The 19,330-nt window shown below is 65.3% G+C and carries 17 protein-coding genes; 8 read left to right on the top strand and 9 right to left on the bottom strand.

All coding sequences use genetic code 11. From position 1 onward, the window contains the following. Nucleotides 1–22 precede the first annotated feature (22 nt). The gene (locus ACMGT0_RS29790; protein ID WP_054058066.1) at nucleotides 23–709 is read right to left on the bottom strand and encodes a YggS family pyridoxal phosphate-dependent enzyme; all 687 of its coding nucleotides are present in this window, start codon (nucleotides 707–709) and stop codon (nucleotides 23–25) included. A gap of 56 nt (nucleotides 710–765) precedes the next feature. Between ACMGT0_RS29790 and ACMGT0_RS29785 the strand changes: the two genes are divergently transcribed. Next, nucleotides 766–1,800 carry a type IV pilus twitching motility protein PilT gene (locus ACMGT0_RS29785; RefSeq protein WP_416770852.1) on the top strand — a complete coding sequence of 345 codons (1,035 nt, stop codon included), beginning with the start codon at nucleotides 766–768 and terminating at the stop codon, nucleotides 1,798–1,800. 51 nt (nucleotides 1,801–1,851) lie between these two features. Here the strand turns inward: ACMGT0_RS29785 and ACMGT0_RS29780 are convergent, their stop codons facing one another. Further along, the gene (locus ACMGT0_RS29780; protein ID WP_054058068.1) at nucleotides 1,852–2,508 is read right to left on the bottom strand and encodes a C40 family peptidase; all 657 of its coding nucleotides are present in this window, start codon (nucleotides 2,506–2,508) and stop codon (nucleotides 1,852–1,854) included. Between the two features lie 251 nt (nucleotides 2,509–2,759). On the opposite strand from ACMGT0_RS29780, the gene ACMGT0_RS29775 reads away from it, so the two are divergent. Continuing rightward, complete coding sequence (locus tag ACMGT0_RS29775) at nucleotides 2,760–3,179, top strand: TM2 domain-containing protein (RefSeq protein WP_054058069.1); 420 nt, start codon at nucleotides 2,760–2,762, stop codon at nucleotides 3,177–3,179. 131 nt (nucleotides 3,180–3,310) lie between these two features. Here the strand turns inward: ACMGT0_RS29775 and ACMGT0_RS29770 are convergent, their stop codons facing one another. The 7 genes from ACMGT0_RS29770 to gshB form a co-directional block, all read right to left on the bottom strand. Then, on the bottom strand, nucleotides 3,311–4,582 hold the full coding sequence (locus ACMGT0_RS29770; RefSeq protein WP_416770849.1) for a dihydroorotase: 1,272 nt from the start codon (nucleotides 4,580–4,582) through the stop codon (nucleotides 3,311–3,313). Then, nucleotides 4,579–5,583, bottom strand: coding sequence for an aspartate carbamoyltransferase catalytic subunit (locus ACMGT0_RS29765; protein ID WP_054063536.1), 1,005 nt, complete (start codon nucleotides 5,581–5,583; stop codon nucleotides 4,579–4,581). The genes ACMGT0_RS29770 and ACMGT0_RS29765 overlap by 4 nt, the downstream gene beginning before the upstream one ends. Before the next feature lie 15 nt (nucleotides 5,584–5,598). After that, nucleotides 5,599–6,114 (bottom strand): bifunctional pyr operon transcriptional regulator/uracil phosphoribosyltransferase PyrR, encoded by a 516-nt coding sequence (gene pyrR, locus ACMGT0_RS29760; RefSeq protein WP_054060887.1) that lies wholly within the window; start codon nucleotides 6,112–6,114, stop codon nucleotides 5,599–5,601. Between the two features lie 68 nt (nucleotides 6,115–6,182). Beyond that, nucleotides 6,183–6,623, bottom strand: a complete 441-nt coding sequence (ruvX, locus tag ACMGT0_RS29755) for a Holliday junction resolvase RuvX (RefSeq protein WP_054060888.1) — start codon at nucleotides 6,621–6,623, stop codon at nucleotides 6,183–6,185. After that, entirely contained in the window at nucleotides 6,623–7,192 is a 570-nt protein-coding gene (locus ACMGT0_RS29750) for a YqgE/AlgH family protein (protein ID WP_054060889.1), read from the bottom strand. Before ACMGT0_RS29750 ends, ruvX begins: the two co-directional genes overlap by 1 nt. 48 nt (nucleotides 7,193–7,240) lie before the next feature. Then, entirely contained in the window at nucleotides 7,241–8,140 is a 900-nt protein-coding gene (locus tag ACMGT0_RS29745; protein WP_416770846.1) for a TonB family protein, read from the bottom strand. Nucleotides 8,141–8,217: 77 nt separating this feature from the next. After that, nucleotides 8,218–9,171: a glutathione synthase gene (gene gshB, locus ACMGT0_RS29740; RefSeq protein WP_054060891.1), complete on the bottom strand. Its 954-nt coding sequence runs from the start codon at nucleotides 9,169–9,171 to the stop codon at nucleotides 8,218–8,220. Between the two features lie 238 nt (nucleotides 9,172–9,409). Here gshB and pilG point away from each other — a divergent pair, with 238 nt between their 5' ends. The 6 genes from pilG to ACMGT0_RS29710 are packed head-to-tail and all read left to right on the top strand — an operon-like array spanning nucleotide 9,410 to nucleotide 19,251. Further along, nucleotides 9,410–9,817, top strand: a complete 408-nt coding sequence (pilG, locus tag ACMGT0_RS29735) for a twitching motility response regulator PilG (protein ID WP_054060892.1) — start codon at nucleotides 9,410–9,412, stop codon at nucleotides 9,815–9,817. A gap of 45 nt (nucleotides 9,818–9,862) precedes the next feature. Continuing rightward, the gene (pilH, locus tag ACMGT0_RS29730) at nucleotides 9,863–10,228 is read left to right on the top strand and encodes a twitching motility response regulator PilH (RefSeq protein ID WP_054060893.1); all 366 of its coding nucleotides are present in this window, start codon (nucleotides 9,863–9,865) and stop codon (nucleotides 10,226–10,228) included. A 12-nt stretch (nucleotides 10,229–10,240) separates the two neighbouring features. Further along, nucleotides 10,241–10,780: a chemotaxis protein CheW gene (locus ACMGT0_RS29725; RefSeq protein ID WP_054060894.1), complete on the top strand. Its 540-nt coding sequence runs from the start codon at nucleotides 10,241–10,243 to the stop codon at nucleotides 10,778–10,780. A gap of 57 nt (nucleotides 10,781–10,837) precedes the next feature. Further along, nucleotides 10,838–12,895, top strand: coding sequence for a methyl-accepting chemotaxis protein (locus tag ACMGT0_RS29720; protein WP_054060895.1), 2,058 nt, complete (start codon nucleotides 10,838–10,840; stop codon nucleotides 12,893–12,895). 7 nt (nucleotides 12,896–12,902) lie between these two features. Then, nucleotides 12,903–18,803: an Hpt domain-containing protein gene (locus tag ACMGT0_RS29715; RefSeq protein WP_416770842.1), complete on the top strand. Its 5,901-nt coding sequence runs from the start codon at nucleotides 12,903–12,905 to the stop codon at nucleotides 18,801–18,803. Further along, a complete protein-coding gene (locus ACMGT0_RS29710) occupies nucleotides 18,796–19,251 on the top strand; it encodes a chemotaxis protein CheW (protein ID WP_054060897.1) in 456 nt (151 codons plus the stop codon). The genes ACMGT0_RS29715 and ACMGT0_RS29710 overlap by 8 nt, the downstream gene beginning before the upstream one ends. Nucleotides 19,252–19,330: the final 79 nt, after the last annotated feature.

Genomic DNA, 19,330 nt, shown 5'->3' with positions numbered 1-19,330 from the left:
GGAAAGAGTGTGTGGGGCCCTTTCAGGCCTGGCCGTAGTCGCGGGCGCCAAACAGGGCGGTACCGATCCGCACCCAGGTGGCGCCTTGGGCAATGGCCGACTCGAGGTCGTGGCTCATGCCCATGGAAAGTGTGTCGAGCGGCAGGTCGAGGCTGTTCTGCAAGGTTCGCACGGTGGCGAACGCGGCGTCTTGTGCGGCACGCTCTTCGGTGGGTTCGGGGATCGCCATCAGGCCGCGCAGCACCAGGTTCGGCAGTTGGCCGATGGCGGCGGCCAGGGCCGGCAGGTCGGCCGGAGTGCATCCGGATTTGCTGGCCTCGCCGCTGACGTTGACCTGAATGCAGATATTCAGTGGTGGCAGGCCGGCCGGACGTTGTTCGGACAGGCGTTGTGCGATTTTCAGGCGATCCACGGAATGCACCCAGTCGAAATGCTCGGCAATGGCTCGAGTCTTGTTCGATTGAATGGGGCCGATAAAGTGCCAACTCAAGGGCAGGTCGGTCAATTCGGCCTGTTTGCCGAGGGCTTCCTGCAGGTAGTTCTCGCCGAAGTCCCTGACGCCTGCGGCATGGGCTTCGCGAATGGCGGCGGCGGGCTTGGTCTTGCTCACGGCGAGCAGGTGGACGTCGGCGGCATCGCGGCCTGCGGCCAGGGCGGCGGCGCGGATACGGGCTGCAACGGAGGCAATGTTGTCTGCTATCGTGGTCATTCAATCTCGCCCGCAGTTCAAAAGTCTGCGGCATTCTACCTGTATTGGGGAGTCTCATGGATATCACCGAGCTGCTGGCCTTTAGCGCCAAACAGGGCGCGTCGGACTTGCATCTCTCGGCCGGGTTGCCACCGATGATCCGGGTCGATGGCGACGTGCGCCGGATCAACCTGCCGGCGCTGGACCACAAGCAGGTCCATGATCTGATCTATGACATCATGAATGACCGCCAGCGCCAGGACTACGAGGAGTTTCTGGAAACCGACTTCTCCTTCGAAGTGCCGGGGGTGGCGCGCTTCCGGGTCAATGCCTTCAACCAGAACCGTGGCGCGGGGGCGGTATTCCGTACCATTCCGTCGAAAGTCCTGACCATGGACGACCTGGGCATGGGCGAGGTGTTCCGCAAGATCACCGAGGTGCCCCGTGGCCTGGTGCTGGTGACCGGGCCGACCGGCTCGGGCAAGTCGACCACCCTGGCGGCGATGATCGATCACCTGAACAACAACCGGCACCACCATATCCTCACCATCGAGGACCCGATCGAGTTCGTCCACGAATCGAAGAAATGCCTGGTCAACCAGCGTGAGGTGCACCGCGATACCCAGAGCTTCTCCGCGGCCCTGCGCTCGGCCCTGCGTGAAGACCCGGACGTGATCCTGGTGGGCGAGATGCGCGACCTGGAAACCATCCGCCTGGCGCTGACCGCCGCGGAAACCGGGCACCTGGTGTTCGGCACCCTGCACACCACCTCGGCGGCGAAGACCATCGACCGGGTGGTCGACGTGTTCCCGGCGGAGGAGAAATCCATGGTCCGCTCGATGCTCTCCGAGTCGTTGCAGGCGGTGATTTCCCAGAGCCTGCTGAAAAAGATCGGCGGCGGCCGGGTGGCGGCCCACGAAATCATGCTGGGCACCCCGGCGATTCGCAACCTGATCCGCGAGGACAAGGTGGCGCAGATGTACTCGTCGATCCAGACCGGCGGCTCCCTGGGCATGCAGACGCTGGACATGTGCCTCAAGGATCTGCTGGCCAAGGGCCTGATCGCCCGCGACAGTGCCCGCGAGAAGGCGAAGATTCCCGACAACTTCTAGAGCAGCGTTGTCTGATCGGTCATGCCCTGGCTGGCGCGCAGGGCTTCAGGCTCAGCGCTGGACGACCCGCATGTGGCCGGTCTGTTCCTTCGCGATCACCCGCTTGGCGACTGCGTAGTGGCTGGCCCAGTAGGGCTTCTTCAGGGTGTCGATGGTCACCGACTTGCCGCGACGCGGGGCATGGATGAAGCGGTCGTTGCCCAGGTAGATGGCAACGTGGTTGACCTTGCGGCTCTTGATGTTGAAGAACAGCAGGTCACCCGGCTTCAGGTCCTTGCGATCGACCTTCTGGCCGTGACCGGAGGCCATGGCGTTGGAGGTGCGGGGCAGGTCGCTGGCGGCGACACCGTTATAGGCGTACTTGACCAGCCCGCTGCAGTCGAAGCCCTTGCTCGGGCTGCTGCCGCCCCAGCGATAGGGAGTGCCCAGCACATTCACCGCGCGGCTCAGGGCGGCGCTGCTCTGCTTGCTGTTCGGTGCACCGGCAACGGCTGCGGTGAGCTCGGCCTGTTTCACTTTACCGTGGCTGTTATGCCTGCCAGGGTGTTTGCTGCCAGGAGCACTGATCTCGGAAATTTTGGCGACAGCTGCAGGTGACTTTGCAGTGTGGCCGTCGATATTGGGAAGACGTTGCTCACGATTGGTGGCGTGGGCGGCCAGTGGCATCAAAAGGCAAATGGTCAGCCATGTCTTGAAAAATGGTCGCATTAGGCAAGGCTCATATGGATTTAGCGCGCAACTTTATAACAGCTTGCAGGTCTTTCCGAGGCCGTTTGTCGACTCTATACAGGAGGCAAAAGCGCTCTGCGCCGCCGAAAAGAGACCCATGGGTCACGCGCAAGCCAGGTGCGGCAAGGCTTTCAGCGATTTTCAGCAAGACTCTGTTACATGTTTTGAGACAGTAAAAAAGTCACAAAAAAAGACGAAAAATTTATCTATCGCGCTCGGAGAGGACATTCATGAACAGCTATCGGCACGATGGCACCCTGGCCAATACCCACAACGTTTTTCTCGGGTATTTGCTGTGGATCTTCGGTTTCACCGGTTCCCATCGCTTCTACTACGGCAAGCCGGTGACCGGGACGATCTGGTTTTGTACGTTTGGCCTGCTGGGGATCGGCTGGCTGATCGACGTGTTCCTGATTCCGGGCATGGATCGCGAGGCCGATCTGCGTTTTACCCCGGGTCCGCTGGACTATACCGTCGCCTGGTTGTTGCTGACCTTTCTCGGCATCTTCGGTGTGCACCGCATGTACCAGGGCAAGTGGATCACCGGGCTGTTGTATCTGGTGACCGGCGGGCTGCTGGGGCTCGGGGTGCTGTATGACTTCTGGACGTTGAATGACCAGATTTCGCTGAGGAACAGCGGACGGGGGTGAGACCCCTGCTGGGGGTTGCGGTGTTCCCTTCGCGGGCAAGCCGCGCTCCTACAGGACGGTGTTGTACACAAGCGCTGCGTACACGCGCAATTGTAGGCGCGCGGCTTGCCCGCGAAGGGGCACCACGGTCTTTACGCCTGGTGGGTAATCCGCCCATCCATCAGCGTATAACGCACCGTCCCCGGCAGTGCATGCCCGATGAACGGGCAGTTCTCGCCGCGTGACAGCCACTGCTCGCCGGCCACGGTGGAGGTGCCCGGATCGAACAGCACCAGGTCCGCCGCGGCCCCCACCGCCAGTTTGCCCGCCGGCAGGCGCAGGGCATCGGCCGGTCCAGCGCTCAGTCGGGCGAGCAGGGTCGGCAGGTCGAGCAGGCCGTCTTCCACCAGGGTCAGGGCCAGCGGCAGCAGCAGTTCGACGCTGCTGATGCCCGGCTCGGTCGCGCCGAACGGTGCCAGCTTGGCGTCACGCTCGTGAGGCTGGTGGTGACTGGAGATGGCGCTGATGACCCCGGACTTCACCGCCTCGCGCAGGCCATCGCGGTCGGCGCGGGTGCGCAGCGGCGGTTGCACGTGGTACAGGCTGGAGAAGTCGATCAGCGCTTCGTCGGTGAGGATCAACTGGTACAGCGCCACGTCGGCGGTAACCCGCAGGCCCTTGGCCTGGGCCTGGGCGATCAGGGCCGCGCCGCGGGCGCTGGTCAGCTGGCTGAAGTGCGCGCGTACGCCGGTCTGCTCGACCAGCAGCAGGTCACGGGCCAGGGCCACGGTCTCGGCGGTTTCCGGGATGCCCGGCAGGCCGAGGAAGCTGGCGGTCGCGCCTTCGTGGGCCAGGCCGCCTTCGGCCAGATCGTGGTCCTGGGAATGGAACACCACCGTCAGGTCGAACGTGGCCGCGTATTCCAGGGCCCGGCACAGGGTGCGGGTGTTGCGGAAGCTGTTCAGGCCGTTGCCGAACGCCACGCAGCCGGCATCACGCAGGGCCACCAGTTCCGCCAGTTGCTCGCCTTCCAGGCCCTTGCTCAGGGCACCGATCGGGAACACCTTGGTATTGCCGGCCTCACGGGCACGGTCGAGGATCAGTTCGGCGACTGCCGAAGTGTCGAGTACCGGCTTGGTCCGTGGCGGGCAGCACAGGCTGGTGACACCGCCGGCGGCGGCGGCGCGGGTTTCGCTGGCGATGCTGCCCTTGCGGCTGTAGCCCGGCTCGCGCAGGGCGACGTTCAGGTCGACCAGCCCGGGGGCGGCGACCAGGCCCTTGGCGTCAAGGCTTTCGCTTGGCTCGAAACCGGCCGGTGCGGTGCCGATGGCGACGATCCGGCCGGCTTCCAGGTGCAGGTCGCTGACCTGGTCCAGGCCGCTGCTCGGGTCAATGACGCGGGCGCCGATAATGCTGAGCTTCACTGGGCGTTCTCCTGCTCGAATTGGCGCTGGGCAGTCTGCCCGCTCATGGCCATGGACAATACGGCCATGCGTACGGCGATGCCGTAGGTAACCTGGTTGAGGATGACCGAACGCGGACCGTCGGCCACCGCCGATTCGATCTCCACGCCGCGGTTGATCGGGCCCGGATGCATGACGATGGCATCCGGCTTGGCGCCGGCCAGGCGCGTGGTGGTCAGGCCGAACAGGCGGTAGAACTCGCCCTCGCTGGGCAGCAGGCCGCCGGTCATGCGCTCGCGCTGCAGGCGCAGCATGATCACCACGTCGACATCCTTGAGACCTTCGGTCATGTCGGTGTAGACCTTCACGCCGTACTGCTCGATACCGATCGGCACCAGCGTCTTGGGTGCGATCACGCGGATATCCGGGCAGCCCAGGGTCTTGAGCGCGAGCATGTTCGAGCGGGCGACCCGCGAGTGCAGGATGTCGCCGACGATCGCCACCGAGAGGTTCTCGAAGCCGCCCTTGTGCCGACGGATGGTCAGCATGTCGAGCATGCCCTGGGTCGGGTGGGCGTGGCGGCCGTCGCCGCCGTTGATGATCGCCACCTGCGGGCAGACGTGTTCGGCGATGAAGTGCGCGGCACCGGAGTCGGAATGGCGCACCACGAACATGTCGGCGGCCATGGCTTCGAGATTGCGCAGGGTATCGAGCAGGGTTTCGCCCTTGCTCGCCGACGAGGTCGACACGTTCAGCGAGATCACGTCGGCCGACAGCCGCTGGGCCGCCAGTTCGAAGGTGGTGCGGGTGCGGGTGGAGTTCTCGAAGAACACGTTGCACACGGTCTTGCCACGCAGCAGCGGGACTTTCTTCACCGCCCGGGCACCGACCTCGAGGAACGAGTCGGCGGTGTCGAGGATTTCGGTCAGCAGCTCGCGGGGCAGGCCATCGAGTGACAGGAAGTGGCGCAGCTGGCCCTGATCATTGAGCTGCAGGGGGCGCTTGGCGTCTGGAGGCGTCATCGCAGAGGACTCTTTTTAAGGTGCTTGAAGGGCCAGATCTTGAAGTTCGAGCTGGAGCGGCGCGGGGCCGGACAATTTTACCCGTTCCGTGGGGGCCAGGGACAGGGTTGCCCCCACCACATTCGGCCGGATCGGCAACTCGGCGGCGTCCAAGTCCAGCAGGCAGACCAGGGTCACGCTGGCCGGGCGGCCATAGTCGAACAGTTCATTGAGGGCGGCGCGAATGGTCCGGCCGCTCATCAGCACGTCGTCGATCAGCACCAGGTGCTGGCCTTCGATCTCGAACGGCAGCTCCGACGGACGTACCTGCGGATGCAGGCCGTTCTGGCTGAAGTCGTCGCGGTAGAAGGAAACGTCCAGGGTGCCCAGTGGCGAATCGCTGTCCAGGGCCTTGAGCAGCGCCTGGGCGACCCACACGCCGCCGGTGCGGATGCCGATGTAGCGTGGGCTGTCGATGGCTCGCTGCTGCAGATGGGCCTTGAGGCGGACGGCCATCTGGTCGATCAGTTCGGCGGGATTGGGCAGGCTCATGATGGCTCCTTCAAGGGCCCCGCCCGACAGGCGCGGCGAGGGCTGAGACGGTACGACGCGCGGCGCCGTCAGGATTCGGGGGATACGGGGTTTTCTTCGATCCAGCTTTGCAGCAGCAGTTTGGCGGCGATGGCGTCCACCGGGTTGTCGCGGTAGCTGCCTTTGTGCCCACCCTTGGCCATGCGTTCGCCCTTGGCCTCGAAGGTGGTCAGGCGTTCGTCCTGGGTGAAGAACGGCACGTTGTAGCGGCCGTTGAGGCGGCGGGCGAATTTTTCCGCGCGGGCGCACATCTCGCTGGGCGTGCCGTCCATGTTCAGGGGCAGGCCGACCACCACCGCATCGGGTTTCCACTCCTTGATCAGGGCTTCGACCTGGTTCCAGTCGGGCACGCCGTTCTGCGCCTTGAGGGTGCACAGTTCGCGGGCCTGGCCGGTGACCATCTGGCCGACGGCAACGCCGATCTGCCGGGTGCCGTAGTCGAAACCCAGCAACAGACGGATATTGGCCATCAGGCGTGGCCCGCCTGGCTGGTCAGCAGGTTGAGGTTGACGCCCAGGTGCGCGGCAGCGGCGGCCAGGCGGTCTTCGCTATCGGTGTTGAAGAGGATTTCCGGGGAGAACGGGCAGGTCAGCCAGGCGTTATCGGCCAGCTCGGCCTCCAGTTGTCCGGCTTCCCAGCCGGCGTAGCCAAGGGTGATCAGGCTGCGCTCGGGGCCGACGCCATCGGCGATGGCGAACAGCACGTCCTGGGAAGTCGACAGCGCCAGGCCCTCGAGTTCGACGGTGGCCTGGTAGGTCTTGCCGATCGGGTGCAGGACGAAGCCGCGATCGGTCTGCACCGGGCCGCCGGAATAGATCGGAATATGCTGGCACAGCGCTGGCGGGTCGATATCAGGGCGCAACTGTTCGAGGATATCGGCCAGGTTCAGCGATTGCGGCCGGTTGATCACCAGTCCCATGGCGCCGTTTGCGCTGTGCTCGACGATATAGGTCACCGTCTGCGCAAAGTTCGGGTCGGCCATATGCGGCATGGCGATCAGGAAGTGATGCTTGAGGTACGTCGGGGTGAGGTTTTTCATGAACCCTAGTGTGGCGTTGGGCAGCCGAACTGACAAGCACGATGGCGCTCAATTGCTGGACAGCCGGTCCCCCCGGGCGAAACGCCAGGTACGGATGATTTCCAGGCGGTCGATGTCCGACAGGTCGCCGGTGAACGGCGCGAACGGCGCCGCCAGGCGGACGATGCGCTGCGCCGCCTGGTCCAGCAGCGGCTGGCCGGACGATTCGAGCACCAGCACCTCGTACAGCGAACCGTCGCGGTTGATCGACACCATCAGCCGCAGGCTGCCGTAGATCTGTTGGCGACGGGCTTCCTCGGGGTAGTTGAGGTTGCCGATCCGTTCGACCTTCTTGCGCCACTCGTCCTTGTACCAGGCGCCCTTGTCGCGCATGGTCGAAGCCGCGCTCAGGCGATGGATGCGGGGCCGCTTGGCATAGAGCTGGCGTTCCTTGGCCAGTTCCGCCTCCAGGCTGGCAATGTCGCTGGACAACTGCGAGCTGTCGAAGGTCGGCGTCTCGGCCCTGGGCGTGGCTTCGGGCTTGGGTTCTTCGTGGCGGGTGACGGTTTTCTTCGGTTTCGGCGCGACGGTGGCGACCGCCGCCTTGGGCGTCGCTTCGCTGACCTGCGGCTTGGCCGGCGGTGGCGTGGCGACCTTGTTCACCGCGTTGTCCTGGAACGGCGCGACCTCGGTGGTGGTCGGGATCGCCTTTTTATCCAGGGTACCGCTGCCTTGCTGGTTTTCCTGGGCGAGGAAGTCGGCCTTGGCCGGCCTGGTCTCGCTCTTGAAGGTGGCCAGGGTGATTTCCAGGGTTCTGCTGACCTGCTTGGGCTCGACGAAACTGAACCCCACCCCGAGCAGCAGCGCCAGGTGGATCAACGCGGCGAGAAACAGGGTAAAGCCGAGCCTGTCGGCCGGGCGCACGCCGGTGCGGTAGAGTTCGGGAGGCAGATCGGCGGGGAGAGTCATGACCAGAAAACCAACATCACGCGTTTCGGAGGCGGTGCATCATAGCGCAATGTTGGTTCCATCTCGGCTGTTCTACATCAACGGCTCTTGAGCTTCTGCTCAATGGCATCCATCAGCAGGCTGCCGATCCGGGTGCCGAAGGCGTTGTCGATCTCGCGGATGCAGGTCGGGCTGGTGACGTTGATTTCCGTCAGGTGCTCGCCGATGACATCCAGGCCTACGAACAGCAGGCCCTTTTCCCGCAGGGTCGGTCCGACCTGGGCGGCGATCCAGCGGTCGCGTTCGGTCAGCGGGCGGGCTTCGCCGCGACCGCCGGCGGCCAGGTTGCCGCGGGTTTCGCCGCTGGCCGGGATGCGTGCCAGGCAATAGGGTACCGGCTCGCCATCGACCATCAGGATGCGCTTGTCGCCGTCCTTGATCGCCGGCAGGTAGGCCTGGGCCATGATCTGCTGGCTGCCCAGGGCGGTGAGGGTTTCGAGGATCACCGACAGGTTCGGGTCGCCGACCCGGTGACGGAAGATCGAGGTGCCGCCCATGCCGTCCAGCGGCTTGAGGATCACATCGCCGTGCCTGGCGGCGAATTCACGCAGCACGTCGGCGCGGCGGCTGACCACGGTGGGCGGCGTGCACTGGGGGAACTGGGTGGCGAACAGTTTCTCGTTGCAGTCGCGCAGGCTCTGGGGCTTGTTCACCACCAGCACGCCGGCCCGTTCGGCCTGCTCCAGCAGGTAGGTGGAGTAGACGAACTCCATGTCGAACGGCGGGTCCTTGCGCATCAGGATCACGTCCAGTTCGCTCAGGGCCGCGTCGGTTTCCGCTTCCAGCTCGAACCAGTGCTCGGGGTTGGCGAACACCTTCAACGGTTTCATCCGCGCGCGGGCTACCCCGGCGTCCTGGTAAAGATCCTGCTGCTCCATGTAGAACAGCGTCCAGCCGCGCTCCTGGGCGGCCAGCAACATGGCCAGCGAGCTGTCCTTCTTGTAGGAAATGCTCGCGATGGGGTCCATGACAATCCCGAGACGAACGCTCATGGGCTATATCCTCTGTAGGCCGTGAAGGCCGCAATGACTTGATAAAGTGGCGTCAGAGTGGCGCTGTGGAGGTTCGCGGTCAAGGAAAAAGCTGGGGCGGGGGCCGCGCATGGATTGCGTAGGGAGACTGTGCTAAAAAGGTTCGCATCCTGTACGAAATCCTTCCGCATCAAGGGTTTCGCGCCCGGAAACCGGGCATCCCTGGAAAATGCGTCGCTGTGGCGATGGTAGAGCAGATATGGAACAGCATTCCACAGCCTTGAAAGTCATGGTCATCGATGACTCCAAGACGATTCGCCGTACCGCCGAAACGCTGTTGAAGCATGTCGGTTGCGAAGTCATCACCGCTGTCGACGGCTTCGAGGCGTTGGCCAAGATCGCCGACCACCATCCGGGCATCATCTTCGTCGACATCATGATGCCGCGCCTGGATGGCTACCAGACCTGCGCCCTGATCAAGAACAACAGTGCGTTCAAGTCGACGCCGGTGATCATGCTGTCCTCCAAGGACAGCCTGTTCGACAAGGCCAAGGGACGTATCGTCGGTTCTGATCAGTTCTTGACCAAACCCTTCAGCAAGGAAGAACTGCTGGAGGCGATCAAGGCGCATGTCCCGGGATTTGCTGCAGTAGAACAAGCACTTTGACGGGGGGCCGCCGGGCCGCCTGCTTTATAAGAAATGGGGAGCACCATGGCACGCATCCTGATCGTCGATGATTCGCCGACTGAAATGTACAAACTGACCGGCATGCTGGAAAGGCACGGTCATGAAGTCCTCAAGGCCGAGAACGGCGCCGACGGCGTGGCCCTGGCCCGTCAGGAAAAGCCCGATGCGGTGCTGATGGATATCGTCATGCCCGGCCTCAACGGCTTCCAGGCGACCCGGCAACTGACCAAGGATCCGGAAACCTCGGCGATCCCGGTGATCATCATCACCACCAAGGACCAGGAGACCGACAAGGTCTGGGGCACGCGCCAGGGCGCCAGGGACTACCTGACCAAGCCGGTCGAAGAGGAAACCCTGCTCAAGACCCTGAACAACGTCCTGGCCGGTTGACGGCCGGCAGCCATGGCCGAATCGCAGACCGCCTTTGCGCTCCTGCTGGAGATAGACCAGCGCTGTCGGGCGCTGGCGGCGGACCTGCCGTCCCAGGAAGCCCGCCAGGATACCTGGAGCGGCATCGGTTTCCGGCTCGGCGAGCAGTGGTACGTGGCGCCCATGGGCGAAGTGGCCGAAGTGCTGCATGAGCCGCGCTACACCCTGCTGCCGGGGGTGAAGCCCTGGGTCAGGGGCGTTGCCAACCTGCGCGGGCGGCTGTTGCCGCTGATGGACCTGTGCGGGTTCTTCGGTCATGAGTTGTCGACCGTGCGCAAGCAGCGTCGGGTACTGGTGCTGGAGTACAAGGACGTGTTCGCCGGCCTGCTGGTGGACGAGGTGGCGGGCATGCAGCACTTTCCCCGGGACAGCCGGCAGTTGCATTCGGTCGAGCGCCCGGAACAGGTCGTCGCGCCCTTCGTGCAGGGCTGTTTCGAACGTGGGCGCAACTGGTGGGTCTTCAGCCCGTTCAGCCTGGCGCAGGCTCCGGGGTTTCTTGATGTTGCAGTCTAATCGTGTGTCCGGCTTGCGCGGGGCCCGCTTCCATGGCAGTACAGGCAGAGGCCTGAGATGATCAAAGGCAAAACCGGCAATCCCGAGCAGGCCTCGCGCAGTCGTTCACAGATCATCGTGCTGTTCATCGCACTGATCGTGTTCATCATGTTGCTGTTCGCCAACTTCGCCTACCTGAACACCCAGGCCTCCTACGACAAGCAGTACATCAGCCACGCCGGCGAATTGCGCGTGCTGTCCCAGCGTATCGCCAAGAACGCCACCGAGGCGGCTTCCGGCAAGGCCGCGGCGTTCAAGCTGCTCAGCGATGCGCGCAACGACTTCGCCCAGCGCTGGGGCTACCTGAAGAAGGGCGACCCGTCCACCGGCCTGCCCGCCGCGCCGCCGACCGTGCGCAATGAAATGCACGCGGTGCAGCAGGACTGGGAAAGCCTGCTGAAAAACACCGATGCGATCCTCGCCAGTGAACAGACCGTGCTGTCCCTGCACCAGGTGGCGGCTACCCTGGCCGAAACCGTGCCGCAGTTGCAGGTCGAGTACGAGAAGGTCGTGGAAATCCTCCTGCAGCGGGGAGCGCCGGCGGCCCAGGTGGCCATGGCCCAGCGCCAGTCGTTGCTCGCCGAGCGTATTCTCGGTGCGGTGAACACCGTGCTGGCCGGCGACGAAACCTCGTCCCAGGCGGCCGATGCCTTCGGTCGTGATGCGGCGCGCTTCGGCCAGGTGCTCAATGGCATGTTGCAGGGCAATGCCGCGCTGAAGATTTCCCAGGTCGAGGACAAGGATGCCCGGGCCCGGCTCGGCGAGATTGCCGAACTGTTCGAATTCGTCTCCGGCTCGGTCGACGAGATTCTCGAAACCTCGCCGGAGCTGTTCCAGGTCCGTGAGTCCGCCAGCAGCATCTTCAGCCTGTCGCAGACCCTGCTGGACGAGGCCTCGCACCTGGCCAACGGTTTCGAGAACCTGGCGGGCGGGCGTTCCCTCGACACCATCGGCGGTTATGTCCTCGGCCTGCTGGCGCTGGCCTCGATCATCCTGATCGGCCTGGTGATGGTTCGCGAGACCAACCGCCAGTTGCGCGAGACCGCGGAAAAGAATGAGCGCAATCAGCACGCGATCATGCGCCTGCTGGATGAAATCGAGGACCTGGCCGATGGCGACCTGACCGTGACCGCCTCGGTGACCGAGGACTTCACCGGGACCATTGCCGACTCGATCAACTATTCGGTGGACCAGTTGCGCGACCTGGTCGCGACCATCAACCTCACCGCCGGCAAGGTCGCCGCCGCCGTGCAGGAAACCCAGGCCACCGCGATGCAACTGGCCGAGGCCTCGGAGCACCAGGCCCAGCAGATCAGCGAGGCGTCCGCGGCGATCAGCGACATGGCCCAGTCCATCGACCAGGTGTCGGCCAACGCCGCCGAATCCTCGGCGGTGGCCGAGCGCTCGGTGGAAATCGCCAACAAGGGCAACGAGGTGGTGCACAACACCATCCACGGCATGGACAACATCCGCGAGCAGATCCAGGACACCGCCAAGCGCATCAAGCGCCTGGGCGAGTCTTCCCAGGAGATCGGCGATATCGTCAGCCTGATCGACGACATTGCCGAGCAGACCAACATCCTCGCGCTCAATGCGGCGATCCAGGCCTCCATGGCCGGCGACGCCGGGCGCGGTTTCGCGGTGGTCGCCGACGAGGTCCAGCGCCTGGCGGAGCGCTCGTCCGCCGCGACCCGGCAGATCGAGACCCTGGTGCGGGCGATCCAGGCCGACACCAACGAGGCGGTGATCTCCATGGAACAGACCACCACCGAAGTGGTCAGGGGAGCGCGTCTGGCGCAGGATGCCGGGGTGGCGCTGGAGGAAATCGAGGGGGTATCGAAAACCCTGGCCGCGCTGATCCAGAGCATCTTCAACGCCGCCCAGCAGCAAACTTCGTCGGCGGGGCAGATTTCGCTGACCATGAACGTGATCCAGCAGATCACCACCCAGACCTCATCCGGTTCGACCGCTACCGCCGAGAGCATTGGCAACCTGGCGAAAATGGCCAGCCAACTGCGGCGCTCGGTCTCCGGCTTTACCTTGCCCCAAGCGCAAGATGCGCGTGAAACCCGGTAGTACGAGCATGAGCGAGCAGCAGCATGACTACGTGGCCCTGGAGTGGGTCAAGGGCGAGATCGCCGACACCCTGAAGCAGGCCCGGCAGGCCCTGGACGGCCTCGACGGGCCGGAGCATGGGGCCGAGGAAATCGCCGAGTGCCTGGCCTGTATCCACCAGGTGCACGGCAGTCTGCAGATGGTCGAGTTCTATGGGGCGGCGCTGTTGGCCGAGGAAATGGAACAACTGGTGCTGGCCCTGCAGCAGGGCCGGGTCAGCGAACCTGGCGAGGCCGTCAGCCTGCTGCACCAGGCGTTTACCCAGTTGCCGCTGTACCTGGACCGCGTGCACAGCGCCCGGCGCGATCTGCCGCTGGTGGTGCTGCCGCTGCTCAACGACCTGCGCAGCGCCCGTGGCGAAAGCCTGCTTTCGGAAACCAGCCTGTTCAGCCCGCTGCTGCCGGACCTGCCGCCGCTCGACGCCGAGGCCCTGGCCCGGCTGGCCCCGCCGGATCTGCCCGGGTTGCTGCGCAAGTGGCGACAGATGTTGCAGACCGCCCTGGTCGGGCTGCTGCGCGAGCAGGACGACGCCACCAACCTGGGCTACATGGCCAAGGTGTTCGGTCGCCTCGAAAGCCTCTGCCAGGGCGCACCGCTGGCGCCGCTGTGGGAGGTCGGTTCGGCGCTGGTCGAAGGCATGCTCGCCGGTGCGATCGGCAACAGCCCGGCACTGCGCAGCCTGCTCAAGGATGCCGACCGGGAACTCAAGCGTCTGCTGGAACAGGGTATCGAGGGCATCAACCAGGCGGCGCCGGACGAACTGCTCAAGAGCCTGCTGTTCTACCTGGCCAAGGCCGAGCAGCCTACCGCGCAGATGCGCGTGCTCAAGGAACGCTACGGCCTCGACGAGGCGTTGCCGGATACCCGCGTGGTCGACGAGGAGCGCGCGCGCCTGGCCGGCCCCGACCGCGACGCCATGCGCTCGGTGGTCTCGGCCCTCTGTGAGGAGCTGGTGCGGGTCAAGGAGCGGCTGGACCTGTTCGTGCGCAGCGATCGCCAGCACGCCGACGACCTGGCCGGTCTGCTGGCGCCGTTGCGGCAGATCGCCGATACCCTGGCGGTGCTCGGTTTCGGCCAGCCGCGCAAGGTGATCATCGACCAGTTGGCGGTGGTCCAGGGCCTGGCCCAGGGCCAGCGCGAACCGAATGACGCGGTGCTGATGGATGTCGCCGGGGCCCTGCTCTATGTCGAGGCGACGCTGGCCGGAATGGTTGGCACGGTCGAGCAGCAAGGGCGGGAAGAGAGCGGCCTGCCGACCACCGACCTGACCCTGATCCACCAGATCGTGATCCGCGAGGCGCTGCTCTGCCTGCAGCAGGCCAAGGACCTGATCGTCGACTACATCGATGCCAACTGGGACCGCGAGCGCCTGGCGCCACTGCCCGACCTGCTGACCCAGGTGCGGGGTGCGCTGTCGATGATTCCCCTGGGCCGCGCGGCGAGCCTGCTGGAAACCTGCAACCACTACATCCGCGAGCACCTGATCGACGAGCCGGCCTCGCCGCCCTGGCAGCAGCTCGATCGTCTCGCCGATGCCCTGAGCGGCATCGAGTACTACCTCGAACGCCTGGCGGAAGACCACGAGGCCCTGGGCGAGCAGGTGCTGGACAAGGTCGAGCAGAGCCTGGACGCCCTGGGCTATGCGCCGGTGGAGCTGGAGGTGCCGCTGCTCGAAGAGGCGCTGAGCCCTACCGAAGCCCTGGTGATGCAGGATCTGCAGGAACTGGACGACCCCCATGTGGTGCAGTCCCTGGCCGATATGCTGGCCACCCCGGTCTCGGAACTCAATCCGCCGGCCCGACAGGTGCCCCGTAGCCTGCTGCCGCCGCCGTCCGACGAGCCGCCGGTGGATGATGAATTGCGTGAGGTGTTTCTCGAGGAAGCCGCTGAGGTCCTCGATGCCCTGCGTGACTACCTGCCACGCTGGGTCGCCGATCTCGACGGCCAGTCGGCCCTGGGCGAATTGCGCCGGGCCTTCCACACCCTCAAGGGCAGCGGCCGGATGGTCCGCGCGCTGGTGCTGGCCGAGCTGGCCTGGGCCATGGAGAACCTGCTCAACCGGGTACTGGAGCGCAGCCTGGAGCCCGCGCCCGAGGTGCCGCAACTGATCGACGAAGTACTGCACCTGCTGCCTGAACTGGTCGATGAGTTCGCCGCCGGCGCCCAGCGCCAGCGTGACGATGTCGACCAGTTGGCAGCCCGCGCCCATGCCCTGGCGAGCACCGATGATGGGGCTGACGCCGGGGCTGCGGATGACGTGGAGGCGCTTGACCGGCAGTTGCTGGAAATCTTCCGCGCCGAGGCCGAGGCCCACCTCGACAGTCTCAACCACTTTCTCGAACAGGCTGCCGAGCACCTGCCGTTGCAGGTCAGCGACGAACTGCAACGGGCCTTGCATACCCTCAAGGGCAGCGCCTACATGGCCGGCGTCCTGCCGATGGCCGAGCTGGCCGCGCCGCTCTACTACCTGGTGCGCGAGTTCAAGGCCCATCTGCTGGCGCTGGACCTGGACGAAGTCGAGCTGCTGTTCGAGGCCGAAGGCCTGTTTCGCCAGGGCCTGCAGCAACTGGCGGACGATCCGCTGGTCGCCATCGACGGTGCGCCGCAACTGATCCGCCGGGCCGAGGCATTGCTGGCGGCGCGGCTCGAAGCCCTGCTCAGCGTACCCAGCAGCGCCCAGCGCACCCGCCGCGACCCGCAACTGATCAACAGCTTCCTGGCCCAGGGCATGGATATCCTGCTGGATGCCGAAAGCCTGCTGCAGCGGTGGCAGCAGCATCCTGGCGAACGCCAGGAGCTCAACGACCTGCTGGACGAACTGACCACCCTCGGCCAGGGCGCGCATCTGGCCGACCTGGAACCGGTGGACGAGCTGTGCGAAGCCCTGCTGGATATCTACGGGGCTGTCGAGGAAAGCAGCCTGGCGGTCAGCGAGCGGTTTTTCCATGAGGCGCAGCAGGCTCACGAAGCGCTGATCAACATGCTCGACGAACTGGCCGCCGGCCAGGCGATCAACCCGCAGCCGGTGCGGATCCGCGCCTTGCGCGAGCTGCTCGACGAGGCACTCGACCCGTCCGCCACCGGGCTGATCAGGAACGACGGTGGCGCTGCTCCACGCATCAGCGAACTGGGCGCGGCCACCGCTGCGGCACAGCTCGAGGAGCGTGTGGACCTGGACGACGAGATCGTGGCGATCTTCCTCGAAGAGGCGGCGGATATCCTCGACAGTGCCGGGCTGGCGTTGCAGCGCTGGCTCGACGAGCCGGACAACGGCGCCTCGCTGCTGGCCCTGCAGCGTGACCTGCATACCCTCAAGGGGGGCGCGCGGATGGCCGAGGTCGGTCCGGTCGGCGACCTGGCCCATGAGCTGGAGAACCTCTACGAGGGGCTGCTGGACCGGCGCTTCAGCCATTCGCCGCCACTGGCGTTGCTGTTGCAGAAGAGCCATGACCAACTGGCCGTCATGCTCGAGCAGTTGCAGGAGCAGCAGCCGCTGAGCGATCCGGCGCGGTTGATCGACAGCCTCCAGGCGTTCCGCCAGCAGGGTGCCGAGCCGCTGGCGCCGGTATCGGTCGAGCCGCCCGCGACCGGTGGAGATCCGGAACTGCTCGAGGTTTTTCTCGAGGAAGGTTTCGACATCATCGAGAGCTCCGGCGCGGCGTTGCAACGCTGGCGCGCCGAGCCGTCGAGCCGCCAGGAAGTGGAAAACCTGCTGCGCGACCTGCACACCCTCAAGGGCGGTGCGCGAATGGTCGAGATCGCCCCCATTGGCGACCTGGCCCACGAGCTGGAGTTTCTCTACGAAGGCGTGTCGACCCTGCTGCTGCAGCCTGGTGACAGGCTGTTCGACCTGTTGCAGAGCGCTCATGACCGTCTGGCACAGATGCTCGATGCGGTGCGGGCCGAGCAGCCGGTGTCACCGGCCGATGCCCTGATCGCCGAGATCCAGGCGTTTGGCCGGCAGCCTCCGCTCGAACCGCCAGCGGTGGCGGAGCCGCCGGCGCCGCTCAAGAGCGAGCCGGAGGCTGAGCGCCCGCCCCAGGACATGGTCAAGGTGTCCGCCGATCTGCTGGAGGATTTGGTCAACCTGGCGGGCGAGACGTCGATTTTCCGTGGGCGCATCGAGCAGCAGGTGAATGACGCCAAGATCGCGCTCAACGAAATGGAAACCACCATCGAGCGGATGCGCGACCAGTTGCGTCGGCTCGACACCGAGACCCAGGGGCGGATTCTCAGCCGCCAGCAGGTGGAGGCCGAGCGCCTGGGTTACGAGGAATTCGACCCGCTGGAGATGGACCGCCACTCGCAGTTGCAGCAGCTGTCCCGCGCCCTGTTCGAATCGGCGTCCGATTTGCTGGATCTCAAGGAGACCCTGGCCGGTCGCAACCAGGACGCCGAGAACCTGCTGTTGCAGCAGGCCCGGGTCAACACCCAATTGCAGGAAGGCCTGATGCGCACGCGCATGGTGCCGTTCGAGCGCATGGTGCCGCGGCTGAAGCGGGTGGTACGGCAGGTCGCGGCGGAACTGGGCAAGGACGTCGATTTCATCGTCGGCAATGCCGAGGGCGAGGTCGACCGCAATGTGCTCGAACGCATGGTCGCGCCGCTGGAACACATGCTGCGTAACGCCGTCGACCACGGCCTGGAAAGCACCGAAGTACGGCGTGCGGCCGGCAAGCCGGAGCAGGGGCGGATCACCCTCGACCTGTCCCATGAAGGCGGTGATATCGTTTTCGATATCCATGACGACGGCGCCGGGGTCCCGCTCGACGCGGTGCGGCGCAAGGCGATCAAGCGCGGAATGATCGAGGAGGACACGCCGATCAGCGACCGCGACGTGTTGCAGTTCATCCTTCAGCCGGGCTTCTCCACCGCCGAACGCATCACCCAGATTTCCGGGCGTGGTGTCGGCATGGACGTGGTCCATGAGGAAGTGCGGCAGTTGGGCGGGACCATGACCATCGACTCGATCAAGGGCCAGGGCGTGCACTTCCAGATTCGCCTGCCGTTCAGCGTCTCGGTGAACCGGGCGCTGATGGTGCAGTGTGGTGATGAGCAGTACGCGGTGCCGTTGAACACCGTCGAGGGCCTGGTGCGGGTGCTCCCCAGCGAACTGGAAGGCTATTACCAGCTCAATCCGCCGCGCTACGAGTACGCCGGGCAGACCTACGAATTGCGTTACCTGGGCGAACTGCTGAAAACCGTCAGCAAGCCCAGGCTGTTGGGGCTGAGCCAACCGCTGCCGCTGCTGCTGGTGCATTGCAACGAGCAGCGGGTGGCGTTGCAGGTCGACAGCCTGGCCGGCACCCGCGAGATCGTGGTGAAAAGCCTGGGGCCGCAGTTCGCCGCGGTGTCGGGGCTCTCGGGGGCGACCATTCTCGGTGATGGCCGGGTGGTGCTGATTCTCGACCTGCTGGCCCATGTCCGCACGTCCCAGGCCTGGGTGCCGGTACCGCGGGCGCTGAGCGACCTGGCGGGCGACTTCACACCGCTGCGGCCACGGCTGGTGCTGGTGGTGGACGACTCGGTCACGGTGCGCAAGGTCACCAGCCGCCTGCTGGAGCGCAACGGCATGAACGTGCTGACCGCGAAGGACGGTGTCGACGCAATGGCCCTGTTGCAGGAGCACACCCCGGACCTGATGCTGCTGGACATCGAGATGCCGCGCATGGACGGCTTCGAGGTCGCGACCCGGGTGCGCAACGACCCACGCCTGAAGGACCTGCCGATCATCATGATCACTTCCCGTACCGGCCAGAAACACCGCGACCGGGCCATGGCGATCGGCGTCAACGACTACCTGGGCAAGCCGTACCAGGAATCGGTGCTGCTGGAGAGCATCGCCCATTGGAGCCATGCCCATGCATGAACACCGTGCCAGCAGCCTGACCGGGTTGATGCTGCCCCTGGCCGATCGCTACCTGTTGTTGCCGAACGTGGCGGTGGCCGAACTGATCGACTTCCAGCGCGGCGAGCCGGCCAGCGATGCGCCGCCGTGGTACCTGCGCCAGGTGACCTGGCGCGACCGCCAGTTGCCGCTGATCAGCTTCGAGGCGGCTTGTGGCGGCGCGATCGCCGTGGGCGAGCGTGCCCGGATCGTGGTCCTCAACACCCTCGGCGGGCGCCCGGAGCTGCGTTTCATCGCCCTGGTGATCCAGGGCATCCCGCGTTCGTACAAGCTCGACAGCCAATTGAGTTTCGTCGACGTGCCACTGTGCCGCCTGGAGAAGGCCGCGGTACAGGTCGGCGAGCTGGTGGCGAAGATCCCGGACCTGCCGGGGCTGGAACGCCTGGTACTGGAGTCGGGGCTGGCCTGAGATCGTTTCGTGCGGCTGATGGCCCCTTCGCGGGCCAGCCACGCGCCTACAGGAGGGTGGCTGGCATCGGTATCCCGAC

Source organism: Pseudomonas sp. RHF3.3-3 (assembly GCF_048069595.1).
GTDB lineage: Bacteria > Pseudomonadota > Gammaproteobacteria > Pseudomonadales > Pseudomonadaceae > Aquipseudomonas > Aquipseudomonas fuscovaginae_B.
This window is presented reverse-complemented; position numbering and strand designations above follow the sequence as displayed.